This is a genomic window from Aromatoleum petrolei (assembly GCF_017894385.1).
GTDB classification, from domain to species: domain Bacteria; phylum Pseudomonadota; class Gammaproteobacteria; order Burkholderiales; family Rhodocyclaceae; genus Aromatoleum; species Aromatoleum petrolei.
Genome location: NZ_CP059560.1, coordinates 435,771 through 460,822 on the forward strand (window position 1 = coordinate 435,771; position 25,052 = coordinate 460,822).

Sequence of the window (25,052 nt, forward strand, 5' to 3'; positions counted from 1 at the left end):
CGTTGTTTGTTTCGCTCGAACCTCAGGTTCGAGTCGTGGAGGTGAGACTAGTGAAGAAGACCGACGGGGCGGTATCCGCTTTCAGCACGAAATTCGTGCTGCGGTGCAGTGTCGATCGACCCGGCGGACTCTCAGCTTTCCGGCGTATTCAATTGGGAGCCCTGCTTCCGCGTTTCCGAAGGCAGTTCCCCGAACAGGCCCCGGTAGTACTCTGCGAATCGCGGCAGATGCCAGAAACCCCATCGGGCAGCGATCCCGGCAATCGACTCTACAGGATTCGACGCAAGTCGCCGGATCTCGCGACGTACTGCATTCAGGCGAACGTTACGAAGGAATTGCACCGCCCCCATCCCCGTGAGCTCTTCGAACGCATATTGCAGGGAGCGGCGGGAGATTCGGTAGAAGCGGCATAGGTCTCCGATATTGAGCTGATCTTCGGGGTGGGCCAGCGCGTGTTCGCGAATAGTGCGGACGATCCAGGCCTTTGCGCTCGGGTGCAGGTTCCACGACGTTCGCTTCGCATTGACGTCGAACGCTTCGAGAGCCAGTGTGAGCACGCAGTCGCGCATCGCTTTCCGGCTCGCATCGATTTTCAGCAACTCCGGATGGAGGTGGACGGCCCGGACTATCTCCGCGAGCCCCCTGCGGAGCTTTGCCGCCTGAAGTGGATGCTGTCGCACCAAGGGCTGTCGGAAAATCCGGTCAGCCAATTGAAGGGATTCCCCTGCAGCAAACTCAGCGAGGAGTGTTTCGCCAATTGTCGCCGACACAATGTCCATCCTGCCCCGACAATAAATCTCGAACTCCTTGCCGGCCGGCAAGAATGAGACCGCGCCGTCGTCAAGCGGGACTCCGCAATAGATCCCCGCCGCCCCCGAAGCGACCGGAACGCCGAGTGACACCATTCCCTCGACGTTACTCCCCGCGGTCCATATCGCCTGACTCCCGACTTCCCAAAGAATCTCGAGGCGCTCGTCAATCCAGATCTCGCGGATGCTCCCGTTGAAGACACCTGGCGAAAGTTGCTCGTAAACGGCGTCCCACGCGGCCAACTCGTTGCCAAGTTCAGACACATCGTCGACGCGAGTCATGGCTGCCATCTCCTGACCTCGCGGATCAGCCATTGGCGAAATGGATGTCGGATTGTTGATAGCCATGGGCAAGGGGGTAAGGATCTGGCAGTTCCATGATAGGAGACGCCAGCAAAGTAGCACACAGGTAGATGCCGTGCAGGATTCGCATTCTCCGTGTCAAGGGACACCGAAATTTACTCTTCAGGACCTGAACTTCCATACTGTCGGGCTTTGGAAGCTTTCAATTACGTGAAAAGCGCGCACGTCCCGGACGAAATCCGAAAACGGGCGAAACCGCGCTCATCAGCGCGCGCCGCGTGGTGGTGTTTCACCCCAGTAACAAGCTCAAACTTGCGGTTGCCCCACGCAATCGGTCGTCGGGGGCCACCGGTACGGCGACCGCACCGAGTGGTGCAATGCGGAGTCCTTTGCGTGAGATCGAGGAGTTCATGTAAGTCGCCAGCGAAGTGAGGACCAGTAGCCGCGAACCGCAACAGAGAACCCCTTTGACCCTTGATCCAAAGACCGCCCGCGCACTGCGTCCCGCCGTTGAGTTTCACAAGGAAGGCGGCGGTTTCAACCCGCGCCCCCTTCAACGGTTTTGAATCAATGGGATGGACGCCCCCACCCGAGTAGGCATCGATGTGCCAGAGTGGAAGCGCTGATCAACCACTCGAAACGAAGGAGGCGTCCATCCCATTGATTCAGCCCCTCACGGGGTGCCGCTCTTGAGTAACTCAAAGAATGCGTTCGCCGCAGGCGATAGGGTGCTGTTCTTGCGACGAAGCAGAGTGATTCTTCTTTTCACAACCGGGCTGACCAATGGAATCCGGCAGACGCCCGGCCGGGCCCCCTCCTCGAGCGTCGATGCAGGAAGAATGGCCGTCCCGACACCCGCGGCGACGAGACTGATGGCCGTGGCGTGGTGTTGAACTTCGTAGGCCCCGCTGAGGCTGATTCCGCGCTTCGCCAGTTGGTAGTCCATGAAAACCCGTGTGGCAGTCATGCTACTGACGACCACCAGCTCGGTTTCGCGCATATCTGACCAGGTAACCGCTTCTCGATGACTGAGGGGATGTTCCTCGCGGCAAAAGAACATCAGCGGGTCTTCCAGGAGCGGCGTTTCGAGAAGCTCCGGATGGCGCTCTGTCGGGATTCCGATTCCGAGTTCGGCTTGACCGTGGAGCACAGCGTCGCGGACTTCGAAAGCGGTCGTGTCGATCAAACGCACCCTGTTGCCCGGATGGGATTCCCGGTAGCGCCGGATCGCCGCCGGCAGGACGTGTGAGGCCATGGTGGGCACGCAGGCGAGGGTGAAGCTCCCGCGGGCATTTTTCGACATGTCCTTCAGTCGGCCGACAGCAAGCGTCATCTCCCCCACGATGGCCTTGGCTTGGGGAAGAAACTCGCGCCCGACGGCCGTGAGCTCGACGTAGCGCGTCGTGCGGTCGAGGAGCCGCAATCCGAGGTAGCTCTCGAGTTTCTGCACGCGGCGTGTCAGCGCCGTCTGCGTGACATGGAGGTGCTCCGCGGCCTTGCTGAATCCGCCCAGTTCGGCAATCACCACGAACGCCTGGATGCCGTCGAAATCGATCTTCATCTTGTGTCCTCGCACTCAAGCAGGGCGGCAGGATTCGGCTATGCTCAAATCGCAATAAAACCGACATCCGTTGCATTTCAGTAATCACTCCAGCGTGACTAACATTGCCTCACAAAACAGCAGAACGTGCAATAAGGAGACAGGCAAGTGGATCACATTCCGTGTGTGCTGATGCGAGGCGGATCGTCGAAGGGGTTGTTCTTCCTCGCGGAGAGCCTGCCCGACGACACGACCGCCCGCGATCGCCTTCTGCTCGCAGCGATGGGGTCCCCTGATCTTCGGCAGATCGATGGCATGGGCGGCGGAAACGATCTGAGCAGCAAGGTCGTGATCGTGGCGCCGTCGCGCCGGCCCGATGTCGATGTGGAGTATCTCTTCGCACAAGTCTCGGTCGCCCGGGATCTGGTGGATGTGCTGCCCAACAGCGGCAACATGCTCGCGGCGGTGGGGCCGTTTGCACTCGAACGCGGTCTGGTCAAGGCGTCCAGCCCGGTCACGCGCGTTCGCATCCTGAATATCAATAGCGGCAAGCAAGTCGAGGCGATCGTGCAGACGCCCGGTGGAAAAGTGACCTACGAGGGGAGCTTTCATCTCGACGGCGTGCCGGGCACCAGCGCACCCGTGACCCTCAATTTTCTCGATCCGGCGGGGACGCGGACCGGGCGCCTGCTCCCGACCGGAAATGCCCAGGATGTCATCGATGGGCTTCCCGTTACCTGCATGGATTTCGCGATTCCCATCGTTTTCGTGAAGGCGGTCTCTCTCGGCAAGACAGGGCACGAGTCGAAGGAAGAACTCGACAGCGACACCGACTTTCTTCAGCGCCTGGAGTCGCTTCGCGTTGCCGCCGCGGCCCTCATGAGGCTGGAGGTTTCACCCGATCGCGGGGTACCGAAGATCGCGATGATCGCGGCGCCGCGCAACGGTGGAAGCATTGCGTCGCGCTATTTCGTGCCCTCGAGCTGCCATCCGGTGCACGCGGCCACGGGCGCATTGGCACTGGCCGCTGCATGTCACACGCCGGACACCGTCGCCGAGGAACTCGCGGAGATCGACGAGAACACCCCATACCGCATCGTCATCGAGCACCCAAGCGGCCAGATGGCCTGTGACCTGCACATCGCACCGCATGCCATCCACGACGTGCCGGTCATCGACTCCGCCTCGATCGTGACGTCTGCCCGACCACTGCTCAGTGGCGAGGTGTACGTGCGGACGGCGACCTGATTCATCACCGTAACCACAAAAGTTTCACGCTCACACCAAGGAGACCAAACATGAGAACCATCATTGCATTGACCGCTGCAGTCGGTATCGCCTTTTCCGGCGGGGCGTTCGCGCAGAGCCCGATCGTCATCAAGTTCGCACACGTCGCAGCCGCCGACACGCCCAAGGGGCGCGCAGCCGAGCACTTCAAGAAGGTGGCCGAGGAACGCACGAAGGGCCGCGTGAAGGTCGAGATCTACGCGAACAGCACCTTGTACAAGGACAAGGAGGAGCTCGAAGCGCTGCAGATGGGGTCCGTGCATATGTTGGCGCCGGTTGCGGGCAAGTTCGGGCCTGCGGGCGTGAAGGAGTTCGAGGTCTTCGATCTCCCGTACATATTCCCGAATGACGCCGCACTGCACCGTATCACCCAGGGGCCGATCGGGGCGTCACTGCTGAAGAAACTCGAGCCGCGCGGCTTCGTCGGGCTTTCGTACTGGGATGCAGGCTTCCGCGTCCTCAGTTCGAACAAGCCAATCAGCACGCCCGACCAGGCCAAGGGGCAGAAGATCCGGATCAACTCATCGAAGGTGAATCAGTCGATCATGCGCTCGATTGGCGCACTGCCGCAGACGATGGCGTTCTCCGAGGTCTACCAGGCGCTCCAGACCGGAGTGGTCGACGGGGCCGACGGCAACCTCTCCAATCTTTACACGCAGAAGCAGTACGAGGTGCAGAAGTACCTGACGCTGACCAATCACACCTATAGCGGCTACGTGGTCGTCGCCAACAAGCCCTTCTGGGACAAGCTGCCCGAGGATATCCGCACGGAACTCGAGGCTGCAATCAAGGACGCGACCGAGTTCAATCGCAAGGTCGCCGTCGAGGACGATGCGAAGTCTCTGGCCGCGATCAAGGCCTCCGGCAAGACGGAAGTCCATGCGCTGTCCCCGCAGGAGAAGGACGCCTGGATGAAGGCCATGATGCCCGTTCAGGAAGAGATGGCCCCCCGCGTCGGGCGTGAGTTGATCGACGCGATCCGCAAGGAAACCGCTACGGTCGCACAGAACTAAGCATTCCCCCACGGCAGGCCGGGCGCGATCGTCCGTCTGCCGCTCCCCCCAACTCCGCAAGGAGATCCCCATGAAATTCCTCGATGCTCTGGAGGAATGGCTCGTCACGCTCCTGATTGGCGGCGCGACGGTCATTACCTTCGCTGCAGTGATCCATCGCTACGGCGCTGGACTCCCGATTCCCGTCGTGCAGGACTGGCTCATCTCGATCAACATGAGCTGGGCGCAGGAGCTCACGATCATCATGTTCGTGTGGATGGCCAAGTTCGGCGCCGCCTACGGCGTGCGTACCGGCATCCACGTCGGCGTCGATGTGCTGATCAACCGTCTGCCCGATCGCACGCGCGCCAAGTTCGTCATCTTCGGCCTGCTCGCCGGTGCGTTCTTCACCGGCATCATCGCAACGCTGGGCGGCCATTTCGTGTGGGAGAACGGTGCCCACTACGCGATCTTCAGCGCACTGGGCCTCGATACGGGCGAAGCGCTGGAGGGGCCGACGACGGTCGACCTCGAGTGGCCGACCTGGGTTGTCTATTCCGCGATCCCGCTCGGCAGCGCCCTGATGTGTTTCCGCTTCCTGCAGGTATGCGGGTCCTTCATGCGCACCGGCGAACTGCCGCATCACGACCACGGCCATGTCGAAGGCATGGACGAGGAGGTCGACGTCGGGCTCGACATGCCCGACCCGAGCGACGTGTATCCGCGCGACCTCGGCAAGAAAATCCATGACAAGACCGGGGGTGTGCGATGAGCGCCGCTGTCATATTCGTGCTGCTGCTGGTCCTGATGATCAGCGGCATGCCGATCTCCATCTCGCTCGGCCTGACGGTCCTGAGTTTCCTGTTCTTCATGACCCAGGTGCCGATCGAGAGTGTCGCCCTCAAGCTCTTCACCGGCATCGAGAAGTTCGAAATCATGGCGGTGCCGTTCTTCATCCTGGCGGGCAACTTCCTGACGCATGGCGGCGTAGCGAAACGGATGATCGCGTTTGCGACCTCGATGGTTGGGCACATGCCTGGCGGTCTCGGTTTGAGTGCTGTGGTCGCGTGTTCGCTGTTCGCCGCCGTGTCGGGTTCGAGCCCGGCGACGGTCGTGGCAATCGGTTCGATCCTGCTGCCGGCGATGGTCAAGGCGGGCTACCCGAACAAGTTCGGTGCGGGTGTGGTTGCCTCCGCCGGCGGCTTGGGCATCCTGATTCCGCCGTCGATCGCGATGGTGATGTACGCGGTGTCGACCAACAGCTCGATCGGCGCACTGTTCATGGCGGGGGTCATTCCGGGCCTGGTGCTTGCCGCGATGTTGATGTTCACGACCTGGTGGATCGCGCGCAAGAACAACTATCCGCGCGCCGCCCGTGCGACCTGGGCGCAGCGCGCCAAGGCGTTCCGCGAGTCGATCTGGGGTTTGCTGCTGATCATCGTCGTCATGGGCGGGATCTACACCGGCATCTTCACCGCGACCGAGGCAGCGGCGATGAGTGCGGTCTATGCGTTCGTTATCGCCACCTTCGTCTATAAGGATCTGCGCCTGTCCGATCTCAAGCAGGTGTTGATCTCGTCGGCGAACCTGTCGGCGATGCTGCTCTACATCATCACCAACGCCGTGATGTTCTCGTTCCTGCTCACCAACGAGCAGATCCCGCAGGCAATGTCCGAATGGATCGTCGCGAGTGGCCTGGGGGTGATCGGCTTCCTGCTGATGGCGAACATCATCCTGCTGATCGCGGGCAACTTCATGGAACCGGCGTCGATCATCCTGATCTTCGCGCCGATCCTGTTCCCCATCGCGATGAGCCTCGGCATCGATCCGGTGCATTTCGGAATCATGATCACGGTGAACATGGAGATCGGGATGATCACGCCCCCGGTCGGCCTGAACCTCTACGTCGCGAGCGGCATCAGCAAGCTCGGCCTGACGGACATGAGCAAGGCCGTCGGCCCCTGGCTGCTGACGATGCTGGTGTTCCTCGCGATCGTCACCTACTGGCCGCCGCTCACGCTGTGGCTGCCCAAGACCCTCGGAATGATGTGATGCGTGCCCGGCGGCCCCAGCGGGGCCGTCGGGGGAGCGAGTCATCCTCGTCATACCCCACGGAGAACCCAACATGAACCTCAAAGAATGGATCGGCCGCGCGGAGGAAGTCTCCGACATCGCGACGGCGACCCCGTATGCCGCGCTGTCTGCGACCTTCGACCGCGATGCCCTTCGCCCACAAGCCGGCACCGCCCTGCCTGCGCTGTGGCACTGGCTGTACTTCCTGCCGCTGCACAAGCAGTCGGAAATCGGCCCCGACGGCCACGCCAAGCGCGGCGGCTTCCTGCCGCCGGTGCCGCTGCCGCGTCGCATGTGGGCGGGCAGCCAGTTCGAGTTCCACAAGCCGCTGCGCATCGGCGATGCGATGACGCGCACGTCCACGATCCACGACGTCACCGAGAAGACCGGACGCACGGGCCCATTGGTGTTCGTGAAGGTGCGCCACGAGATCCGCCGCGAGGGGGAATCGGACGTCGCTCTCACGGAGTTCCACGACATCGTCTACCGCGAAGCACCGAAACCCGACGACGTCGCGCCGCCGCCGAAGGCGGCCCCCGCGAGCTCGATGTGGGAGAAGAAGTGGGTGCCGGACGACGTGCTGCTGTTCCGTTACTCGGCGCTGACCTTCAACGGCCACCGCATCCACTACGACCGCAAGTACGTGACGGAAACCGAGGGCTACCCCGGCCTGATCGTCCACGGCCCGATGATCGCGACGCTGCTGCTGGACCTACTGCGCCACCAGCTGCCCGACGCGGAAGTCGTGCGTTACGAGTTTCGCGCGATCCGCCCGGTGTTCGACATCAACCATTTCTTCGTCTGCGGCGAGCCGCAGGCGGACGGCAAGACGATTCGCCTGTGGGCGAAGGACCACGAAGGCTGGCTGACGATGGAAGCCACCGCGGTGATCAAGTGAGGAACGAGCAATGAGACCCCTGGAAGGCATTACCGTCATCACGCTCGAACACGCGATCGCCGCGCCATTCGCGACACGTCAGCTCGCCGATCTCGGCGCGCGCGTGATCAAGGTCGAGCGCCCGGGTGTCGGCGATTTTGCGCGCGGCTACGACGAGCGCGTGCGCGGCCTGGCGTCGCATTTCGTGTGGACCAACCGCTCGAAAGAGAGCCTGACGCTGGACGTCAAACATCCGGAGGCGCAGGCGATCCTCAAGCGCCTGATCGTCGAGGAGGCCGACATCGTCGTGCAGAACCTCGCGCCGGGTGCCGCCGCCCGTCTGGGCCTGTCGTACCGCGAACTTTCCGCATTGAAGCCGGAGATCATCGTGTGCGACATCTCGGGTTACGGCAGCGACGGCCCCTATCGCGACAAGAAGGCCTACGACCTGCTGATCCAGAGCGAGTCGGGTTTCCTCTCGGTGACCGGCACGGAAGCCGAGCCGTCGAAGGCGGGGCCGTCGATCGCCGACATCTCGGCCGGCATGTACGCCTACAGCAACATCCTCGCGGCTCTGCTGCAGCGGCAAAAGACCGGCCGCGGTCAGCACCTGGATATCTCCATGCTGGAGAGCCTCGTCGAGTGGATGAACTATCCGCTTTACTACGCCTTCGACGGCGCTTCGCCGCCGCGCCGCACCGGTGCCTCGCACGCAACGATCTATCCCTACGGACCGTTTCCGGCCGGCGATGGCAAGGTCGTCATGCTCGGTCTGCAGAACGAACGGGAATGGGGCGCTTTCTGCGAGAAGGTGCTGTTGCAGCCCGGGCTCGCACGCGAGGAACGCTTCTCCACCAACTCGCGGCGCAGCGCCGCACGTGATGAGTTGCGCGCGATCATCCTCGACGCTTTTAGCGCACTGACCGCCGAGCAGGTCATCGCGCGCCTGGAAGAGGCCCAGATCGCCAACGCCCACGTGAATGACATGCACGCCGTGTGGGACCACCCGCAGCTCAAGGCGCGCGGTCGCTGGCGTGAGGTTGGCACCGCCGCCGGCGCCGTCCCGGCCTTGCTGCCGCCGGGCTCCTGGGAGGAAGGCGAGCCGCGCATGGACCCCGTTCCCGCGCTCGGCGAGCACAGCGCGGCGATCCTCGCGGGACTCGGCTACGAAGCCGAACGCATCGCGGCCCTGCGCCGTGACGGCGTGATCTGAGCGGCGGGAGTTCAGGCCATGCGGATGCCGATCACCTATCTCTTCGTGCCGGGGAACCGGCCCGAGCGTTTCGACAAGGCGCTGGCTGCCGGAGCCGGGGCAATCGTCCTGGATCTGGAGGATGCCGTTGCCGCCGCCGAGAAATCCCTCGCACGGGATGCGATCGCGGACTGGTTCCCCGGCCACGCGGACGATGCGTCACGCATCGTCGTGCGCATCAACGATGCGCAGTCCCCATGCTTCGCGGACGACCTCGCGCTGCTCGAAGCCATCGGAATCCGTCAGGTCATGCTGCCGAAGACCGAATGGCGCGAGCAGGTTCGTCAGGTCGTCGACGCCGTGTCGCCGACGGTCGCGGTGTTGCCGCTGATCGAGACGGCGCGCGGCGTGCGCAACGTGGACGATATCGCGGCGACCGAGGGCGTGCTGCGGCTCGCGTTCGGCACGCTGGACTATGCGGTCGACCTCGATCTTTCGGGCGACGAGGCCGGCCTCGCCTACGCCTCGGCACGCATCGCGATCGCTTCGCGCTGCGCCGAGCTTGCCTCCCCGGTCGCAGGCGTGACGCCCGCAATCGACGACGAGGCCCGTATCCGCGCGGACTTTGCCTCCGCGCGCGCTTTCGGTTTCGGCGCGAAGCTGTGCATTCACCCCAGGCAGGTCGCTGTCATCCACGAAGTGTGCCGCCCGTCCGCCGAGGAGTTGGCGTGGGCCGAGCGCGTGCTCGTGGCGGCGCAAACCTCCGAGGGTGCCGTGCAGCTCGACGGCCGGATGATCGACCGTCCGGTGGTGCTCAAGGCCCAGGCGATCGTTGCTCGCAGCCGTTCCAGCCACGGCTAGCCGGACGCCCCCAATCCAGCATTTCCACATTTCAAGCATTCAGGAGGACGTCCCCATGGGCGCGACCATCATCGATTCAAGCATTTTCGGCAACATCTTCAGCACCGACGCGATGCGTCAGGTCTGGTCCGACCGCAACCGTACCGCCAAATACGTCGAGATCGAGCGCGCACTCGCCGTCGTGCAGGGGCGGCTTGGCATCATTCCCCAGGAAGCCGCCGACGAGATCGTCAAGAACTGCGACATCGACAAGATCGACATGGACAAGCTGCGTGCGGCGACCGAGCGCATCGGCTATCCGGTGCTCGGCGTCGTCTCGCAGCTCAACGCGTTGTGCCGCGACAAACTGGGCGAGTACTGCCACTGGGGCGCGACGACGCAGGACATCACCGATACGGCGACCGTGCTGCAGATCCGCGAGGCCCTGGAGCTTGTTGACGCCGACCTGCAGGGCATCTCTGCGGCCCTCGTGGACATCTCGCGCCGCCATCGCGACACGCCGGTGATCGGCCGCAGCAACCTGCAGCAGGCCATTCCCGTCACCTTCGGCTTCAAGACCGCCGCGATCCTGGCCGGCATCGAGCGCCACCGCGAGCGCCTCGCGCAGCTCCGACCGCGCGTGCTGATGGGCGAATTCGGCGGCGCCTGCGGCACCCTCGCGTCGATCGAGCGGGGCGCGATGGAGACCCAGGCCGGCCTGATGGAGGAGCTCGGTCTCGCCCAACCGGACATCGCATGGCACACGGTGCGCGACACGATCGCCGAAGTCGGCGCCTTCCTGGGCCTGGTCGGCGGTTCGCTCGGCAAAATCGCGATGGACGTCAAGCTGATGATGCAGCACGAGGTGGCCGAGGTGTTCGAACCCTTCCACCCGGGCCGCGGTTCGAGCAGCACGATGCCGCAGAAGCGCAACCCGATCTCGAGCTGCTACATCCACGCCGCCGTGTCGGTCGTGCGCCAGCACGCCGCCGCGCTGATGGATGCGATGATCGCCGACCACGAGCGCTCCACCGGCCCGTGGGAGATCGAGTGGATCGCCTTGCCCGAGGCCTTCTGCCTCCTCGCCGGCGCGCTCAAGCAGACGCGCTTCGTGCTCGAGGGGCTCGAGGTGGACGCGGCAAAGATGCGCGCGAACATCGACATCACCAACGGTCTCGTCATGTCCGAAGCGGTCATGATGGGGCTCGGCCCCTACATCGGCCGCGAGTACGCGCACGACCTGGTTTATGACCTGTGCCGCGAGGCGATCCGCACGAACCGGCCGCTGCTCGACATCCTGGCCGAGCATCCCGAGATCAACATCCACCTCGACCGTGCCGCGCTCGCGCTCCTGTGCGATCCGGCGAACTACCTTGGGCAGGCCGGCGTGATGGTCGACAAGGTGCTGCAGCGGGCGGCGGGAGCGGTGCGATGAGCGACACAACGCAGACAAGGTCATTGCCGGAAAGCAGGTCACAGCCGTTCCGCGGGAGGGAGTCTCCCGCCCGCGAGTCGGCCCCGGTCGTCAAGCGTGCGCCGGACGGATGTGAGGAATCCGACGAACTCGCAACCGTGGCAGTGCTGAGCACGAACTAGCGCGGCGCTGACTCGCATCGCGGAGAGAGATCGCCAAAGGAGGGCTACAGCATGGAACTCAGACAGCTGCGCTATCTGGTGCGCACGATCGAGCTCGGCAGCATCAGCCAGGCTGCGCTCGATCTCGGGATCGCTCAATCCGCGGTGAGCCTGCAGATTCAGCGCCTTGAAGGCGAACTCGCGACACGGTTGTTGCAGCGTACCGCGACCGGGGTGATGCCGACCGATGCCGGCATCGCCTTCCTCGCCCATGCGCAGCTCGCCCTGCGCCATGCCATGGAGGCGGCGACGGCCGCGCAGCAATCGCGCCTGTCGGGGGTCGTCAGCGTGGGACTCGCGCCGTCGACGTCCGGGGTGCTCGGCCTCCCTCTGATCGAGGCGATGCGCGAGCACTATCCGGACATCCGCATTCACCTGGTCGAAGGCATGTCCGGTCACCTTGGCCAGATGTTGAACGGCCGCGAGCTCGATCTCGCTGTCCTCTTCGACACCGGGCCTGCGAGCCGGTGCAGTGTGCAGCCCCTGCTGGAAGAGCGTCTGTTCTTCATCTGCGGTGCCAACACACGCCCCTCGGCCCTGCCGACGCGCCTCGCAGACATCGTCGACGTCCCGCTTGTGCTGCCGACTCCGCGCCACGGTCTGCGGCGGGTCATCGACGCCGCGTTCACGGCGCTCGGCGTGCGTCCCGCAGTCATCGCCGAAGTCGATTCGCTCTATGTGCTGATGGACATGGTGGCGCGCGGCATGGCGGCCACGCTGCAGCCCTGGGCAGCGCTCGCGCGCCAGCCCGATGCGATGTCGCGCCTGGGTTGGAGCGAGATCACGGACGAAGGGACGTCCCGCCGGAATCTCCTGTGCAGTCTCTCCGACGACGAGCTGTCGCCGGCCGCACTGGCGACGCGCGGTATGGTGACCCGCGTCGTGAAACAGCTCATTGACGAGGGGCGCTGGCGCGGCGTCACGACCAGCCATCTCGATTCGAGATGAGGCGATATCGGAGCAGCTTAGGGCACGGGGTGCGTCCGACGCGATAGTGGAGGCGAAGAACAATTCGCCCCGAATGGAGTTCAGGACATGAAGCAAGACACATCGAATCAGGGCACCCCCGACGTGCTCGTCATCGGCGGCGGCAATGCGGCCTTGTGTGCAGCACTGACCGCCCGCGAGGCGGGCGCTTCCGTGCTGCTGCTGGAAGCCGCACCGCGCGAATGGCGTGGCGGCAACTCGAGCCACACGCGCAACCTGCGTTGCATGCACGACGCCCCGCAGGACGTCCTCACCGACGCCTATCCCGAGGAAGAATTCTGGCAGGACCTCAAGAAGGTCACCGGTGGCCGCACCAACGAGCAACTCGCGCGACTGGCGATCCGCGAGTCCTCGCGCTGCCGTGACTGGATGCGCAGGCACGGCGTGCATTTCCAGCCCTCGCTGTCGGGCACGCTGCACCTGTCGCGCACCAACGCCTTCTTCATGGGGGGCGGGAAGGCGCTCGTGAATGCCTATTACCGCAGCGCCGAAGCGCTGGGGGTGCGCGTCCGCTACGAGGCGCCGGTGGATCGACTGGAAGTGGTCGACGGCGAGTTCCGTGCCGCCTGGATCGGACAGGAGCGCATCGCGGCGCGTGCCTGCGTGCTCGCGTCCGGGGGCTTCGAATCCAACCGGGAATGGCTGCGCGAAGCCTGGGGTCAGAATTCCGACGGCGAGTGGCCGGCGGACAATTTCGCGATCCGCGGCACGCGCTTCAATCGCGGTGTGCTGCTGAAAGCGATGATGGAGGCCGGGGCGGACACGATCGGCGATCCCTCGCAATCGCACTGCGTCGCGGTCGACGCGCGCGCGCCGCTCTACGACGGCGGGATCTGCACGCGCATCGACTGCGTTTCCCTCGGCATCGTCGTCAACAAGCATGCGCAGCGTTTCTACGACGAAGGCGAGGATTTCTGGCCCAAGCGCTACGCGATCTGGGGACGGCTCGTCGCCCAGCAGCCCGGCCAGGTCGGATTTTCGGTCATCGACTCGAAAGCCGTCGGTCGCTTCATGCCCCCTGTGTTCCCCGGTGCGAAGGCGGACACGCTCGAAGGGCTCGCGCGCCAGCTCGGTCTCGACGAGCAGGCCTTCGTGCGCACGGTGCGCGACTACAACGCCGCCTGCCGCGTCGGCACCTTCGACCACACGGTGCTCGACGACTGCCATACGGACGGCGTGACGCCGGCCAAGACCCACTGGGCCTTGCCGCTCGATACCGCTCCCTTCTACGGCTACGCGCTCAAGCCCGGTATCACCTTTACCTACCTCGGCGTGAAGGTCGATGAACGGGCGGCCGCCCACTTCAAGGGTGAGCCCAGCCGCAATCTCTTCGTCGCCGGCGAAATGATGGCCGGCAACGTACTCGGGCAGGGCTACACCGCCGGCGTCGGCATGACGATCGGCACGGTATTCGGACGTATCGCGGGCGCCTCGGCCGCCGCGGCGACGAGGAAGGAAGGAGTCGAACATGCAGCAGCTTGAAGCCCTGCTCCGCGAAGCGAGCGATCTCGCCGAGGGCGTCATCGCGCCCAGCGCAGCCGAAGCCGAAGTCGAACGCGTGATGAAGATCTGCAACGCCTGCCGCTACTGCGAAGGTTTCTGCGCGGTTTTCCCGGCGATGACACGCCGGCTTGAATTCGCTCAGGCCGACATCCATTACCTCGCGAACCTTTGCCACAACTGCGGCGCGTGCCTGCACGCGTGCCAGTACGCGCCGCCGCACGAGTTCGCGGTCAACATCCCGCAGGCGATGGCCAAGGTACGCGGGCAAACCTACTCGGACTTCGCGTGGCCGAGCAGTCTCGGCACGCTCTACCGCAACAATGGCTTGACCGTCGCGCTGGCGCTTGCGGCCGGCCTCGCGCTCTTCCTGATGATGGCCCTGGCGAAGAATGGCACGCTGTTCCATGCCCCGCTCGCCGGCGATTTCTACGCGATCTTCCCGCACAATCTGCTGGTGTCGATGTTCGGGCCGGTGTTCCTGTTCGTCGCGGTGGCGCTGGGCCTGGGGGTCGCGAAGTTCTGGCGCGGCATCTCGGCGGGAGACCCCAATGCGGCGGCAATCGCGGAGACGGCGCATGACGTGCTCAAGCTCAAGTACCTCGACGGCGGCCACGGTCAAGGCTGCCCGAACGCGGACGACGCCAGCACCCTCGCCCGCCGCCGCTTCCACCACCTGACTTTCTACGGCTTCATGCTGTGCTTCGCTGCGACGAGTGTGGCGACGATCTACCACTACGTCTTCGGCTGGGCGGCGCCGTACGCGCTGACGAGTCTGCCCGTCATGCTCGGCACCCTGGGCGGGATCGGCTTGCTCATCGGTCCGGCAGGCCTGCTGTGGCTGAACGTGCGGCGCCACGCGCAGCACGGGGACGCCGCGCAAAAACCGATGGACCGCGGCTTCATCGCGCTGCTGCTGCTCACCAGCGCCACGGGCCTCGCGCTTCTTGCCGGGCGCGACACTGCAGCGATGGCTCTGCTCCTTGCCGCACATCTCGGCGCCGTGATGGCACTGTTCCTGACGATGCCCTACGGCAAGTTCGCGCACGGCATCTTTCGCACCGCCGCGCTGCTGAAATGGGCCATCGAGAAGCGCGCGCCCAATCCGGTCGGCGTCGGCAGCGAGTGACGCCGGTGGGCCCGGACCGGATCGGAAACGCGGCCGCGACCGTCGCGCCGCGGACGTCCGGCCGGTCCTGGCGCGCACTGCGTCATCGCAACTATCGGCTCTACTTCTGGGGTCAGTCGGTGTCGCTGCTGGGCAGTTGGACTCAGCAGGTGGCACTCGGCTGGCTCGTCTATCGACTCACGGACTCCGCCGCATTGCTCGGCACCGTCGCGTTCCTCGCCCAGGCGCCGCAACTCGTAGTCGCCCCCTTCGCCGGAATCGTCATCGACCGCGTGGAGCGCAAACGCCTGATGCTGCTCGTGCAGCTCATGATGCTGATCCAGGCGAGCTTCCTGGCGGTTTCGACATTCTCGGGGGCGATCAGCCCGCTGCAGATCCTGATTGCGTCGGCATTGCTGGGCGTGCTCAACAGCTTCGATGCGCCGCTTCGGCATGCGCTTGCCGCGCCTCTCATCGCCGACCCGGACGATCTACCCAATGCAATCGCGCTGAACTCGCTGATCTTCAACACTGCGCGCTTCATCGGACCGCCTGTTGCCGGCGCCGTGCTGGCGATGACCTCGGAGGCGGCGTGCTTTGCGTTGAATGCGGTTTCGTTTCTTGCCGTGGTTGCGGCCCTGCTGTGTATCCGCATCCCGCACCATCAGGCCGTCGCCGTCCCGTTCGGCGCTGCGATGCGGGAGGGGGCGCAGTTCGTGCGGAGCAAGCTGCCAGTCCGCAAGCTGCTGATGCAGGTCGCGTTGCTCAACTTTCTCGCCGCAAGCTACGTGCCCCTGATGCCGGTTTTCGCCCGCGACGTCTTCCACGGCGGCCCCGATACCCTCGGAATGCTCCTCGGCAGCGCGGGCGCCGGAGCCTTGTGTGCGTCCCTGCATCTCGTGATGCGCCGGTCCGTGAGAGGACTCACCGGTGTCATTGCCGGGGGAAACCTGCTCGCGGCGCTGGCGCTTATCGGATTCGCATTGTCGGACACGCTCTGGCTGGGGGCCGGGATGTTGTTTCTGCTTGGCTTCGGGATCATTACCGGCAACGCGTCGAGCAATACGGTGCTGCAGACGATCCTGCCCGACGTGCTGCGGGGCCGCGTGCTTGCCTTATATACCGCCGCGAACCTCGGCGCGGCCGCGGTCGGGAGCCTGCTTGCGGGAATCGTCGCCGATCACGCGGGTGCTGAAACGACCGAAGTCGCGGCGGGATTGACGCTCCTGCTCGCGAGTCTTCATTTCCGGCTCAAGCTGGAATTCCTGCGCATGCATTTGCGCCCGATCTATGCGGCGCTCGGAATCCGGCACCCGGGCGTGCCCGGAGGCAATGCCGGCGCAGCCACCCGAAAATCTTGCAACAGGTAGAGGAGAAAGCTGATGAGAGTGACCGTCCTGGACGACTATCAGGGCGTGGTCCCGTGCCTCGCCGCCACGAAGGAGCTTGAGGACATTCCGGTAAGCCTCCAGACGCTCACGGAGCGCCTCGTCGACGAGGACGGGTTGATCGCCGCGCTGCAGGATACCGACTGCCTGGTGCTGATTCGCGAGCGCACGCAGATCACCGCTCGTGTCATCGAGGCCCTGCCGCGGCTGAAACTGATCGTCCAGACTGGGCGGCTTTCCGGCTCCATCGATCTCGAGGCCTGCAAGCGGCGGCGCGTCGAAGTCCGCGACGGCGGCGGCAATCCGATCGCGCCGGCCGAGCTGACCTGGGCGTTGATCCTCGCTGCGTCGCGCCGCTTGCTGCCCTATGCGGCCCACCTGTCGCAGGGTCAGTGGCAGCGCAGCCGCGAGCATATCGAGGATGAACAGCTCGGACGGGCCGTGCACGGTCGAACGCTCGGGGTCTGGTCGCTCGGCAAGATCGGCACTCACGTCGCGGCCATCGGGCGGGCTTTCGGGATGCGCGTCGTCGTGCATGGGCGCGAGCAGTCACGGGAAGCGGCAGCGCGTGCAGGCTACGAGTTCATCGCCGACCGCCGCGAGTTCCTGGCGCAACTCGACGTCCTGACGCTGCATCTGCGGCTTGGCCCCGACACGCGCCACATGATCGGTGCCGACGATCTTCGGTGCATGCGCACGGATGCCTTGCTGGTGAACACCAGCCGTGCCGAACTTCTCGCGCCGGGCGCCCTGCTCGACGCGCTCGCCCGTGGCCGACCGGGTGTCGCAGCGCTGGACGTTTTCGAGGGCGAGCCGGATGGCGCGGCACCTTACCTGAACCACCCGGCGATCCTGTGCACCCCGCACCTGGGCTTCGTCGATCAGGATACCTACGAGGCCTACTTTCGCGACGCATTCGCCCATGTACGGCGATTCGTGGCCGGGGAACAGGCGACATCCGGTCAGGGAACCGCGCCGCCCTATTAATGCCATTCTCGCAAGAGTCGTAGCGATTATTGCATTTCAGGTTTTTCCGTCGTGCGCCCAGAATCGCGCCATCGTTGAGACGGAGGAACACCACCATGATGCTGACCATCCCTTGCACGCTGATGCGTGGAGGCACGTCGAAGGGGCCGTATTTCCACGCAGCGGACCTCCCCGCTGATCCCTCTGAGCGCGACCGGGTACTGCTCGCGGCGATGGGGTCGCCCCATGCGCGCCAGATTGACGGCATCGGCGGCGGCGACACGCTCACGAGCAAGGTGGTCATCGTGAGCCCCTCGTCCCGGGCCGACATCGACATCGAGTACCTCTTCGCCCAGGTGTCGGTGGAAACGGCCACGGTCGACACGACGCCGAACTGCGGCAACATGCTCGCCGGCGTCGGGCCCTTCGCAATCGAGAACGGATTGGTCGCTGCAACCGACCCCGTCACGACCCTGCGCATCCTCAACGTGAACACCGGCAAGATCGTCGAGGCCGTAATCCAGACGCCTGGCGGCAAGGTGAGCTACGACGGACTCGCACGAATCGACGGCGTCCCCGGCAGTGGCGCGCCGATCCAGTTGAATTTCCGTGATGCCGCCGGCGCCAAGACGGGACGCCTGCTGCCGACCGGGCGTGTGGTCGATGTCGTCGATGGCGTGGGAGTGTCCTGCATCGACTTCTCGACGCCGCTGGTCTTCGTCCCGGCCGAAGCGATGGGCAAGACCGGCCACGAGACGAAGGCCGAACTCGATGCCGACCGGAAACTGAAGATCCGACTCGAGTCCATCCGACTGCAGGTTGCGCTGCTGGCAGGACTCGGCGACGTGCGCGACAAGGTCTTGCCGAAGATCGCGCTGGTTGCGTCGCCGCAGGGCCGAGGCGTGATCGCCTCGCGCTACTTCACCCCGTGGAACTGCCATTCCGCCTATGCCGTGACCGGCGCGCTGTGCCTCGCGGCCGCGAGCATCATTCCCGGCTCCGTGGTGCAAGGTCTCGCCCGGCCGAAGCCGGAAGACCCGTACCTCGTGACCATCGAGCAGCCTGCCGGAACGCTGGACATCCGCCTCGACGTCGCGGCGAAGGGGGCCGACGGCATTCCGCTCATCCAGTCCGCAGGCCTGATCCGGACGGCCCGCCCACTGTTTCGGGGAGCCGTTCACGTTCCTCTGTGCGATCCCGGCCAAGCCGCATAAGCGCAACTCCCCCGAATAGCCAAGCGCGCGTCGCCGGAAGCCTGGAGGCCGCCGTCGGCACGCGCCGGCCAAATGATGCGCATCCCGCATGAATCGATTGCCGTTTTGCATTTCCCGCAATTAAGTACGATCCCCATACTTCGCCTGCGCTCGACAGTCTCGGAAGAAATCCACTGCGGCTGCAAGAGCTCATGACGACCCTGGCCGAAGTCCGGGGCGACGGCGAGAAAACGAATCCAACCAAGGAGGAAGGCATGAAGAAGATCAATGCGGGCGTCCTGCCCCTGCTCGTGGCCGGGCTGTTTGCGCCCGCGATCGGCGTGGCGGCCGAAGAGGACGGGCACAAGCTGGAACTGAAAGTGCGCGGCGTGCATTTCGACCGCGAGTTCGAGACATCCTCGAGGGATCGCACCCAGACCGGGCTCGGCCTGCAGCTCAACTACGAGTCGCCGTACTTCGCCGACATCGTCGGATTCGGCGTGTCGGGCTACAGTGTCACCAAGCTCGATGCGACCGGCTTTGTCACCACTGACGTGCTCTCCGCCGACAACAACGGAGAACTGCACGACTCCTTCGGCAAGGTCGCCCAAGCATTCGTCAAGCTGAAGTACCAGGACAAGGCCCAGCTCAAGATCGGTCGGCAACTCTATGACAGCCTGCTCCTGATCAGCTCGACCAGCCGTGCGGTGCCCAACACCTACTCCGGTGCGAGCGGCCAGCTGACGCTCATCCCGGGGCTCACGCTCTACGGCGCGATGTTCGACGAGTGGTCGCGGCGCGGCGAAGCGCATTTCGAGAAATTCGCAACCGATCGTTCCGACGAGGGCGCCATCGACTACGTCGCCGCCGCAGGCGCACGCTATGCGAAGGGGCCCTACGAAATCAACCTCGAGTACCTGAATTCGAAGGACTTCCTGACCAAGGTCGGTCTCGTGGGAGCTTATACGTTCAATCTGGCGGACAAGAACAAGCTAAAGCTGAGTGCCGGTCTGCATACCTCGCGAGATGCGGGCAAGCTGTTCGTCACGGCCGCCGAGGGGGCCGAACTGGACGACGAGGACGTCCCCGGCTCGCGTGCCGGCGTGACCCGCAGCGACAACGACGGGCGCGGTGTCTATCTCGATGCGGAGTGGACGGCCGGAAACGTCATGCTAGGGGCGGCGGTGGCGAAGTTCGATGGCGCGTGGATCGAGGACAATTTCACCGGCGACCACGGCATGAACCCCTTCCCCACGGGCGGCGTGCTGGCGGACATGACGAACAACGACGAGACGGTCTGGATGGCTCGCGCGGGCTACGATTGGAAAGACTACGTCAAGGGACTCAAGACAACGGTCAAGTACAAGCAGGGCACGGGCGCCAGGAACAGTCACGTCTCGTCGCTGGGCAAGGCGGACGAAAGTGAACTGGAAGTCGATGTGCGCTACCAGATTCCGCTGCTCAAGGGCTTGAATCTTCGTTACAGGTACCTTGAGTACAATTCCGACAAGACGGGTCGGGTGGATGGCGTCCTGCAGGACAACACCGACCATCGCGTGTATCTCGATTACACGTATCGATTCTTCTGAAAATGCCCTTTTGCGTGTGACCGGTGTTTGTGCGCGGCGACGAAAGTCACGCACAAACACGCATATGCGATATCGCATATGCGATATGGAGCGGAAGGTTCTGACAGTATACAGTTCCTACCTGCTCGGCCCTTGGCAGCCGTCAGCGCGAGTTTATGTGCATCATCCATCTGGCCGCATGTCGCGCTAACCTGCCCCACGAGGGGCAGCTTTAGCAGGGCGACAGTCGGCCGTTTGGGCCGTTAGTGCCAGTTCGGTCGTGTCGCTCCAATGGCGCCGTTGCTACGGCGGCTGCGACGACGAGTAGCAGCCTCCCCTTCGGGAATGCGCTGTTCACAGTGCCGATGTCGGTGTGGTGGGCGAAATTGTCGGCAGAATGCGCTACGGCCCCAGCGCAGGGTCGATCGAGCGCGACGACCCGCATGACCGAAGGGCCGTCCAACGATCGGAACGGTCTCCTCATCGGCGCTGACCTCCGTCCCCGCCCGCACGTTCCCCTCGCCAACAATCCCGCGGCGACCGTCAGCCGGCCCCCGCCCCGCCCCCTCACCCGAATGGCACCACCCCGAACAACACCCCGTGCAGGTGGCGCGCAAACACGAACCACACGCCCGCCCCGCCCCCCACCGCCACCGCATCCCAACCCAGCGCCCCATCCCCCCGCACCACCCGCTGCGCCCCGTCGCGCCGGCGCGCGGCGACGAAGCTCGCGATCGCCCACACCAGGAAGCAGCCGAACACCAGCAGGTCGGCGAGCGCACCGTTGGCGAGCAGGTGTGCGACCGCCCAAAGCTGCACGCCGATCACCACCGGGTGGCCAAGCTTCGCTCGCAGTCGCGTGCCGGGCACGTAGGCGGCGATCAGGATGAAGGCGGGCAGCGTCAGCACCGCGGCCAGGTGCCGCGTCCACGTCGCCGGCGCCCACAGCACGAGCGGGTCGAGCCGCACCGCGCCGTAGCCCCACACAATCAGGCCGAGGCCGATCGCCGAAGCGAGCGGGTAGGCCAGCTTCCATTTCGCCCGGCCGTAGTGGGCGATGTACTGGGCACGGTTGTCCTCGGCGAAGATGCGCGCCGAATGGGTGCTGAAGAACAGCAGTCCGAGGATCAGGGCGGTCATGCGGGGTTCTCCGGGCGGGTTGTGAGGGGCGCATCGGCGCCGGGCGCCGCGGCCGCAGACGGCGCGGTGGTCCCCGGCGAGTCCGCGGCCGGCCAGCGCGCGTGCCTCGCTCACCGGCTGCGCCGCGGCCCGTTGCGCCGGGCGCAACAGGATCGCCTCGAGCCGGCCGGCTCGGGCGAAGCGGCGTGTCAGCGTGCGCAGGTCAACAAGCTCGGCGGCAGGCTCGGCAGTGGAACGGGCAGGCGGCATGGCGGTCAGTGCGGATGAAACACGGCGGATGCATCATCCTACCGCGCCTGCCGTCCCCTGCCCCCAGCGCACGCCATGATTCCAATCCACGCACTGCTCGCCCGCATCCGCTGGGACCCCGCCTTCGGCCGCGGCGAGTTCGTCATCGGCTATTACGACCGCGTCGCCCGGCGCATCGTCCACGTGCCGCTGCGCCGGCTGGCGTTCGCGGACCACGACCACTTCGCCTGCACCCTCGTCGATGACGAAGGCGAGGCCCGCCAACTGCCTCTGCACCGCATCCGCGAAGTGCTCAAGGACGGCCGTCTGATCTGGCAGCGCGACGGCAAGGCCGCACCGGACGCCTGCGGGTCCCACTGATGCTTGCCGCGGAGGGATGTCGGCCGCTGTATGTGTCCGGCCTCCTGTACCGTAACCGGCGCGACGACTTCGGTGCCCCGCTGGAAGTCCAGTTGCGCTCACGCTGGGACGGCTGCATCGACTTCTTCACGCAGGCGGCAATGAGCGCTTGCGACGAGTCGATGGCGCTTGCCGCGCAACAGGCCGCCCTGCGTGACGACAGGAACCGGCGCGTTGCGGACCGGCGTCCCGACTCGGCGAGCCGCAAGCTCGTCGCCGCTCTCATCGGTACGCCCGTCTTCATCGTCAACCAGGTGAAGCGCCTCCTCGGCGTGTCCTTTCCCGCCGCCAACAATGCCGTCGCCGATTTCGTCTCGCTCGGCGTCCTGAGGGGCACCGCGCGCCAACACAACCGCGTTTTCGTCGCCCACGAAGCGATCGCGGTGCTCGATCAGGCGCCGGAACAGGACCGTCGGCCATCATTGAAACTGTGAACGGGCCCCTGTTTGCTCAGGCCGCAGGGGCTCCTCGCCGAAACGCGGACAGCACACAGATGAATCAGTGCTCGACGTGCGATGGCTACCGGCGATGCGATGATCGCGACGCAATGCAGGTGCTCAGTGTTGTCCGCCACCGCGATGATTGCAGATTCGCGAATCCAGTGCGGAACCGTTTAAAAACAAACGGGCCCGCTCATCGGCGGGCCCGCTTTTGTAGATCGTTCTACAACCACTTTGGATACTGAGATTCGCCAACCACTTGAATATATGGGCGACATACCGGGATCGAACCGGTGACACCTGGAGCCACAATCCAACCTACAATTTCGTAAAATCAATACCTTAGGCTCGATTTTTCGTAAGAACATCGCCTTTAAATGCCAGTATTGGCGGGAAACGGCCGCGCGATCTTACGAAAAAATTCGAACTCTCCGGACGACGACAAGCGCATAGGAAAAATCGTCGCGAGCTCCACGGTCTGCCATCTCGACGAGGCCACGTGGGGCAACGGCCCGCCACGCGAAGTTCACTTTTCACGCGCCATGCGATCACACCGGCGCGTGGCGCGGTGCCGCGTGCAACTGCAGGCCCAACGCGTGTGTCACCTTGAGGATGGTGGCAAAGCTCGGATTGCCCTCGCCGGAAAGGGCCTTGTACAGGCTCTCCCGCCCCAGGCCGGTATCCTTGGCCAGTTGGGTCATGCCTTTTGCGCGGGCAATATCGCCCAGTGCCTTGGCGATGAAGGCCGCATCGTCCCCGGCTTCTTTCAGGCAAGCCTCGAGGTAGAGCGCCATTTCCTCCTCGTTCTTGAGGTGCTCGGCCGTATCCCATTTGCGCAGTTTGAGTGCCATCGCCTTCTCCCACAGTTCCCGTGCCAGCTTCAAGGCGGTCTTGATGTCCTTGGCCTGGGTGGACTTGTCGCCGCCCACCAGCAGGATCACCACTTCCAGGCCGCGCTGGGTGAAATACACGCGGTAGCCCGGCCCGTAATGGATTCGCATCTCCGGAACTCCCTCTCCCACCGGATCACAGTCGCCGAAGTTGCCCAACTCTGCCAGACCGATTCGCATCTTGATGCGGGCTGCCGCCTGCGGGTCTCGGAGATCGGCAAACCAGGCGTCGAAGATTTCAGTGGTGAGAATGGTCTTCATGCGATGAATTGCAAATTTTGGGATACAGATGAGCAAGTACCCCAGACTGCTGCCCTCATCGGCGTCATCGTCCGCCAACCCGCTTTCATCACCGGGAATGTCACATCGGCGGCGATCTTCTACTGATCTACCGGCTGAGTGGCGAGGTCATCATCTTCGTGCGTGCGGGTACGCATTCTGAACTGTTCGAGGAATGACGGGCGGCGGTCGTGGTGCCCCGCCTCAGCACGAGTTGCTGTCCGCATGCTTCAAACCTCCCCCCGCTCGAATTGCCCCTGCCATCCTGCCGGGCTCTCACTTACCGGCTACGCGCAGATGGGCTGTGAGATGCTCCAGTTCCAGAGCGGTGTCGCAAAGTTCGGCACCCGCGTCACGGATCTTCGCCACCGCCTGCTGGCTGGCATCCAGGCCGCAGGAGATCCGCTCCATCGTTCCGGCGATCTGGTTCGAGGCTTCCGTCTGCTGGCCGAGCGCCTCCCGCTCCTGGACCGCCAGGCCGGCTGACTGACGGGCTACCGCCACAATTTCGGCAAGGCGGAGTTCCGTCTGCTCCAGCGACGCGCTGCCGGCCAACACGTCCTCGACGACCAGACGCATGGCGCCCAACGCGGCGTCGGTGTCGGCACGCACGGCATCGGCGGTCGAATTGATCGACTTGGTGCTCGTCGCCGTGCGTTCGGCCAGTTTGAGAACCTCGTCGGCGACCACCGCGAAGCCACGGCCCTATTCGCCAGCTCGCGCCGCCTTGATCGCCGCGTTCAGGGCCAGCAAGTTCGTCTGCTCGGCGATCTCGGCAAAAAGGCTGGCGACCGACGAGATCTCGTGAACCGACTGGCTGGCGCGCTGCAGCTTCCGTTCCGAATCGCCCACCGCATCGACCAGATGCCGGGCCATGCCGATGTTCTGGCAGACGGCCTGCTGCCCGTCTTCGGCATATTCGCGGACACGCTCGACGGCCCGCGTGCTCTCATCGGTGCCTGAGGAAATCTCAGCAGCACCCGTGCTCATTTCTTCCGTCGCCGCAGCCGCGTCCATCACTTGTCCCGCCTGCTGAGCCGCGTTGTCGTGAGTCGTACGCAGGTCGGCGGCAAGGCCCTCGGCCCGCTCCTTGACCTGCTCTGCCGCGAGCATGACGTCGCAGAACATCGCTTTCAAACGGATGCGCAACGTCTCGATCTGCCGCACGGGCAGTCGGCGGCCGGCGTCGGCTCGTCCAGCCGGCCTTCGTCGATAGTTTGAAGCTGAAGACTCGCATTCCGGACGGGCCGCAACAGACAGGGCTGCAACCAGAACGGAAGCACGCACATGATCGCCGCCGCCGATACGCCGCAGGCGAGCGCCGGCAGACCTTGCTGCATCGCAGTGAGCAGCGCCAGGACCGTACATGGACGCCCCCTGCTTGCCAAGCGCTCATT

General features: G+C 64.7%; 22 protein-coding genes and 2 pseudogenes. 19 read left to right on the forward strand and 5 right to left on the reverse strand.

Features of this window, described 5'->3' with window-relative positions; genetic code table 11:
• Positions 1-131: 131 nt before the first annotated feature.
• Positions 132-1,091 (reverse strand): helix-turn-helix domain-containing protein, encoded by a 960-nt coding sequence (locus ToN1_RS01925; RefSeq protein ID WP_244860940.1) that lies wholly within the window; start codon positions 1,089-1,091, stop codon positions 132-134.
• Positions 1,092-1,294: 203 nt separating this feature from the next.
• On the opposite strand from ToN1_RS01925, the pseudogene ToN1_RS01930 reads away from it, so the two are divergent.
• Positions 1,295-1,528 (forward strand): annotated as a pseudogene (locus ToN1_RS01930) (HU family DNA-binding protein); the annotation flags it as partial.
• A gap of 257 nt (positions 1,529-1,785) precedes the next feature.
• Here ToN1_RS01930 and ToN1_RS01935 read toward each other — a convergent pair.
• The gene (locus tag ToN1_RS01935) at positions 1,786-2,673 is read right to left on the reverse strand and encodes a LysR family transcriptional regulator (RefSeq protein WP_169208176.1); all 888 of its coding nucleotides are present in this window, start codon (positions 2,671-2,673) and stop codon (positions 1,786-1,788) included.
• 147 nt (positions 2,674-2,820) lie between these two features.
• Between ToN1_RS01935 and ToN1_RS01940 the strand changes: the two genes are divergently transcribed.
• The 15 genes from ToN1_RS01940 (at position 2,821) to ToN1_RS02010 (ending at position 20,279) form a co-directional block, all read left to right on the forward strand.
• Positions 2,821-3,900 (forward strand): 4-oxalomesaconate tautomerase, encoded by a 1,080-nt coding sequence (locus ToN1_RS01940; protein WP_169208177.1) that lies wholly within the window; start codon positions 2,821-2,823, stop codon positions 3,898-3,900.
• Between the two features lie 50 nt (positions 3,901-3,950).
• The gene (locus tag ToN1_RS01945) at positions 3,951-4,952 is read left to right on the forward strand and encodes a DctP family TRAP transporter solute-binding subunit (RefSeq protein ID WP_169208178.1); all 1,002 of its coding nucleotides are present in this window, start codon (positions 3,951-3,953) and stop codon (positions 4,950-4,952) included.
• 70 nt (positions 4,953-5,022) lie between these two features.
• Positions 5,023-5,703: a TRAP transporter small permease gene (locus ToN1_RS01950; RefSeq protein ID WP_169208179.1), complete on the forward strand. Its 681-nt coding sequence runs from the start codon at positions 5,023-5,025 to the stop codon at positions 5,701-5,703.
• A complete protein-coding gene (locus ToN1_RS01955; RefSeq protein WP_169208180.1) occupies positions 5,700-6,983 on the forward strand; it encodes a TRAP transporter large permease in 1,284 nt (427 codons plus the stop codon). The genes ToN1_RS01950 and ToN1_RS01955 overlap by 4 nt, the downstream gene beginning before the upstream one ends.
• Positions 6,984-7,056: 73 nt before the next feature.
• On the forward strand, positions 7,057-7,902 hold the full coding sequence (locus ToN1_RS01960) for an HTD2 family dehydratase (protein ID WP_169208181.1): 846 nt from the start codon (positions 7,057-7,059) through the stop codon (positions 7,900-7,902).
• 10 nt (positions 7,903-7,912) lie between these two features.
• Positions 7,913-9,094 carry a CaiB/BaiF CoA transferase family protein gene (locus ToN1_RS01965; protein WP_169208182.1) on the forward strand — a complete coding sequence of 394 codons (1,182 nt, stop codon included), beginning with the start codon at positions 7,913-7,915 and terminating at the stop codon, positions 9,092-9,094.
• Positions 9,095-9,112: 18 nt separating this feature from the next.
• A complete protein-coding gene (locus tag ToN1_RS01970; protein ID WP_169208183.1) occupies positions 9,113-9,934 on the forward strand; it encodes an HpcH/HpaI aldolase/citrate lyase family protein in 822 nt (273 codons plus the stop codon).
• Between the two features lie 55 nt (positions 9,935-9,989).
• Complete coding sequence (locus ToN1_RS01975; RefSeq protein ID WP_169208184.1) at positions 9,990-11,348, forward strand: class-II fumarase/aspartase family protein; 1,359 nt, start codon at positions 9,990-9,992, stop codon at positions 11,346-11,348.
• A gap of 212 nt (positions 11,349-11,560) precedes the next feature.
• Positions 11,561-12,496, forward strand: a complete 936-nt coding sequence (locus ToN1_RS01980) for a LysR family transcriptional regulator (RefSeq protein WP_169208185.1) — start codon at positions 11,561-11,563, stop codon at positions 12,494-12,496.
• 87 nt (positions 12,497-12,583) lie between these two features.
• On the forward strand, positions 12,584-14,017 hold the full coding sequence (gene tcuA, locus ToN1_RS01985; RefSeq protein WP_169208186.1) for an FAD-dependent tricarballylate dehydrogenase TcuA: 1,434 nt from the start codon (positions 12,584-12,586) through the stop codon (positions 14,015-14,017).
• Positions 14,004-15,164: a tricarballylate utilization 4Fe-4S protein TcuB gene (tcuB, locus tag ToN1_RS01990; RefSeq protein WP_169208187.1), complete on the forward strand. Its 1,161-nt coding sequence runs from the start codon at positions 14,004-14,006 to the stop codon at positions 15,162-15,164. The genes tcuA and tcuB overlap by 14 nt, the downstream gene beginning before the upstream one ends.
• Positions 15,161-16,513, forward strand: coding sequence for an MFS transporter (locus ToN1_RS01995; protein WP_210147982.1), 1,353 nt, complete (start codon positions 15,161-15,163; stop codon positions 16,511-16,513). The genes tcuB and ToN1_RS01995 overlap by 4 nt, the downstream gene beginning before the upstream one ends.
• A 12-nt stretch (positions 16,514-16,525) precedes the next feature.
• Entirely contained in the window at positions 16,526-17,518 is a 993-nt protein-coding gene (locus ToN1_RS02000) for a D-2-hydroxyacid dehydrogenase family protein (RefSeq protein WP_169208189.1), read from the forward strand.
• A gap of 95 nt (positions 17,519-17,613) precedes the next feature.
• Entirely contained in the window at positions 17,614-18,711 is a 1,098-nt protein-coding gene (locus ToN1_RS02005; protein ID WP_169208190.1) for a 4-oxalomesaconate tautomerase, read from the forward strand.
• 254 nt (positions 18,712-18,965) lie between these two features.
• Positions 18,966-20,279 (forward strand): OprD family outer membrane porin, encoded by a 1,314-nt coding sequence (locus ToN1_RS02010; protein ID WP_169208191.1) that lies wholly within the window; start codon positions 18,966-18,968, stop codon positions 20,277-20,279.
• A 546-nt stretch (positions 20,280-20,825) separates the two neighbouring features.
• Here the strand turns inward: ToN1_RS02010 and ToN1_RS02015 are convergent.
• Complete coding sequence (locus ToN1_RS02015; protein ID WP_244860941.1) at positions 20,826-21,647, reverse strand: NnrU family protein; 822 nt, start codon at positions 21,645-21,647, stop codon at positions 20,826-20,828.
• 75 nt (positions 21,648-21,722) lie between these two features.
• Here ToN1_RS02015 and ToN1_RS02020 point away from each other — a divergent pair, with 75 nt between their 5' ends.
• Positions 21,723-22,007 (forward strand): DUF504 domain-containing protein, encoded by a 285-nt coding sequence (locus ToN1_RS02020; RefSeq protein WP_169208731.1) that lies wholly within the window; start codon positions 21,723-21,725, stop codon positions 22,005-22,007.
• On the forward strand, positions 22,007-22,480 hold the full coding sequence (locus ToN1_RS02025; RefSeq protein ID WP_210147983.1) for a Fic family protein: 474 nt from the start codon (positions 22,007-22,009) through the stop codon (positions 22,478-22,480). The genes ToN1_RS02020 and ToN1_RS02025 overlap by 1 nt, the downstream gene beginning before the upstream one ends.
• A 554-nt stretch (positions 22,481-23,034) precedes the next feature.
• On the opposite strand, the gene ToN1_RS24660 is transcribed toward ToN1_RS02025, so the two are convergent.
• Positions 23,035-23,637: an addiction module antidote protein gene (locus tag ToN1_RS24660; RefSeq protein WP_244860942.1), complete on the reverse strand. Its 603-nt coding sequence runs from the start codon at positions 23,635-23,637 to the stop codon at positions 23,035-23,037.
• Positions 23,638-23,771: 134 nt separating this feature from the next.
• Between ToN1_RS24660 and ToN1_RS02040 the strand changes: the two genes are divergently transcribed.
• A complete protein-coding gene (locus ToN1_RS02040; protein ID WP_244861102.1) occupies positions 23,772-23,834 on the forward strand; it encodes a type II toxin-antitoxin system YafQ family toxin in 63 nt (20 codons plus the stop codon).
• Between the two features lie 97 nt (positions 23,835-23,931).
• Here the strand turns inward: ToN1_RS02040 and ToN1_RS24940 are convergent.
• Positions 23,932-25,023, reverse strand: a pseudogene (locus ToN1_RS24940) (methyl-accepting chemotaxis protein).
• Positions 25,024-25,052: the final 29 nt, after the last annotated feature.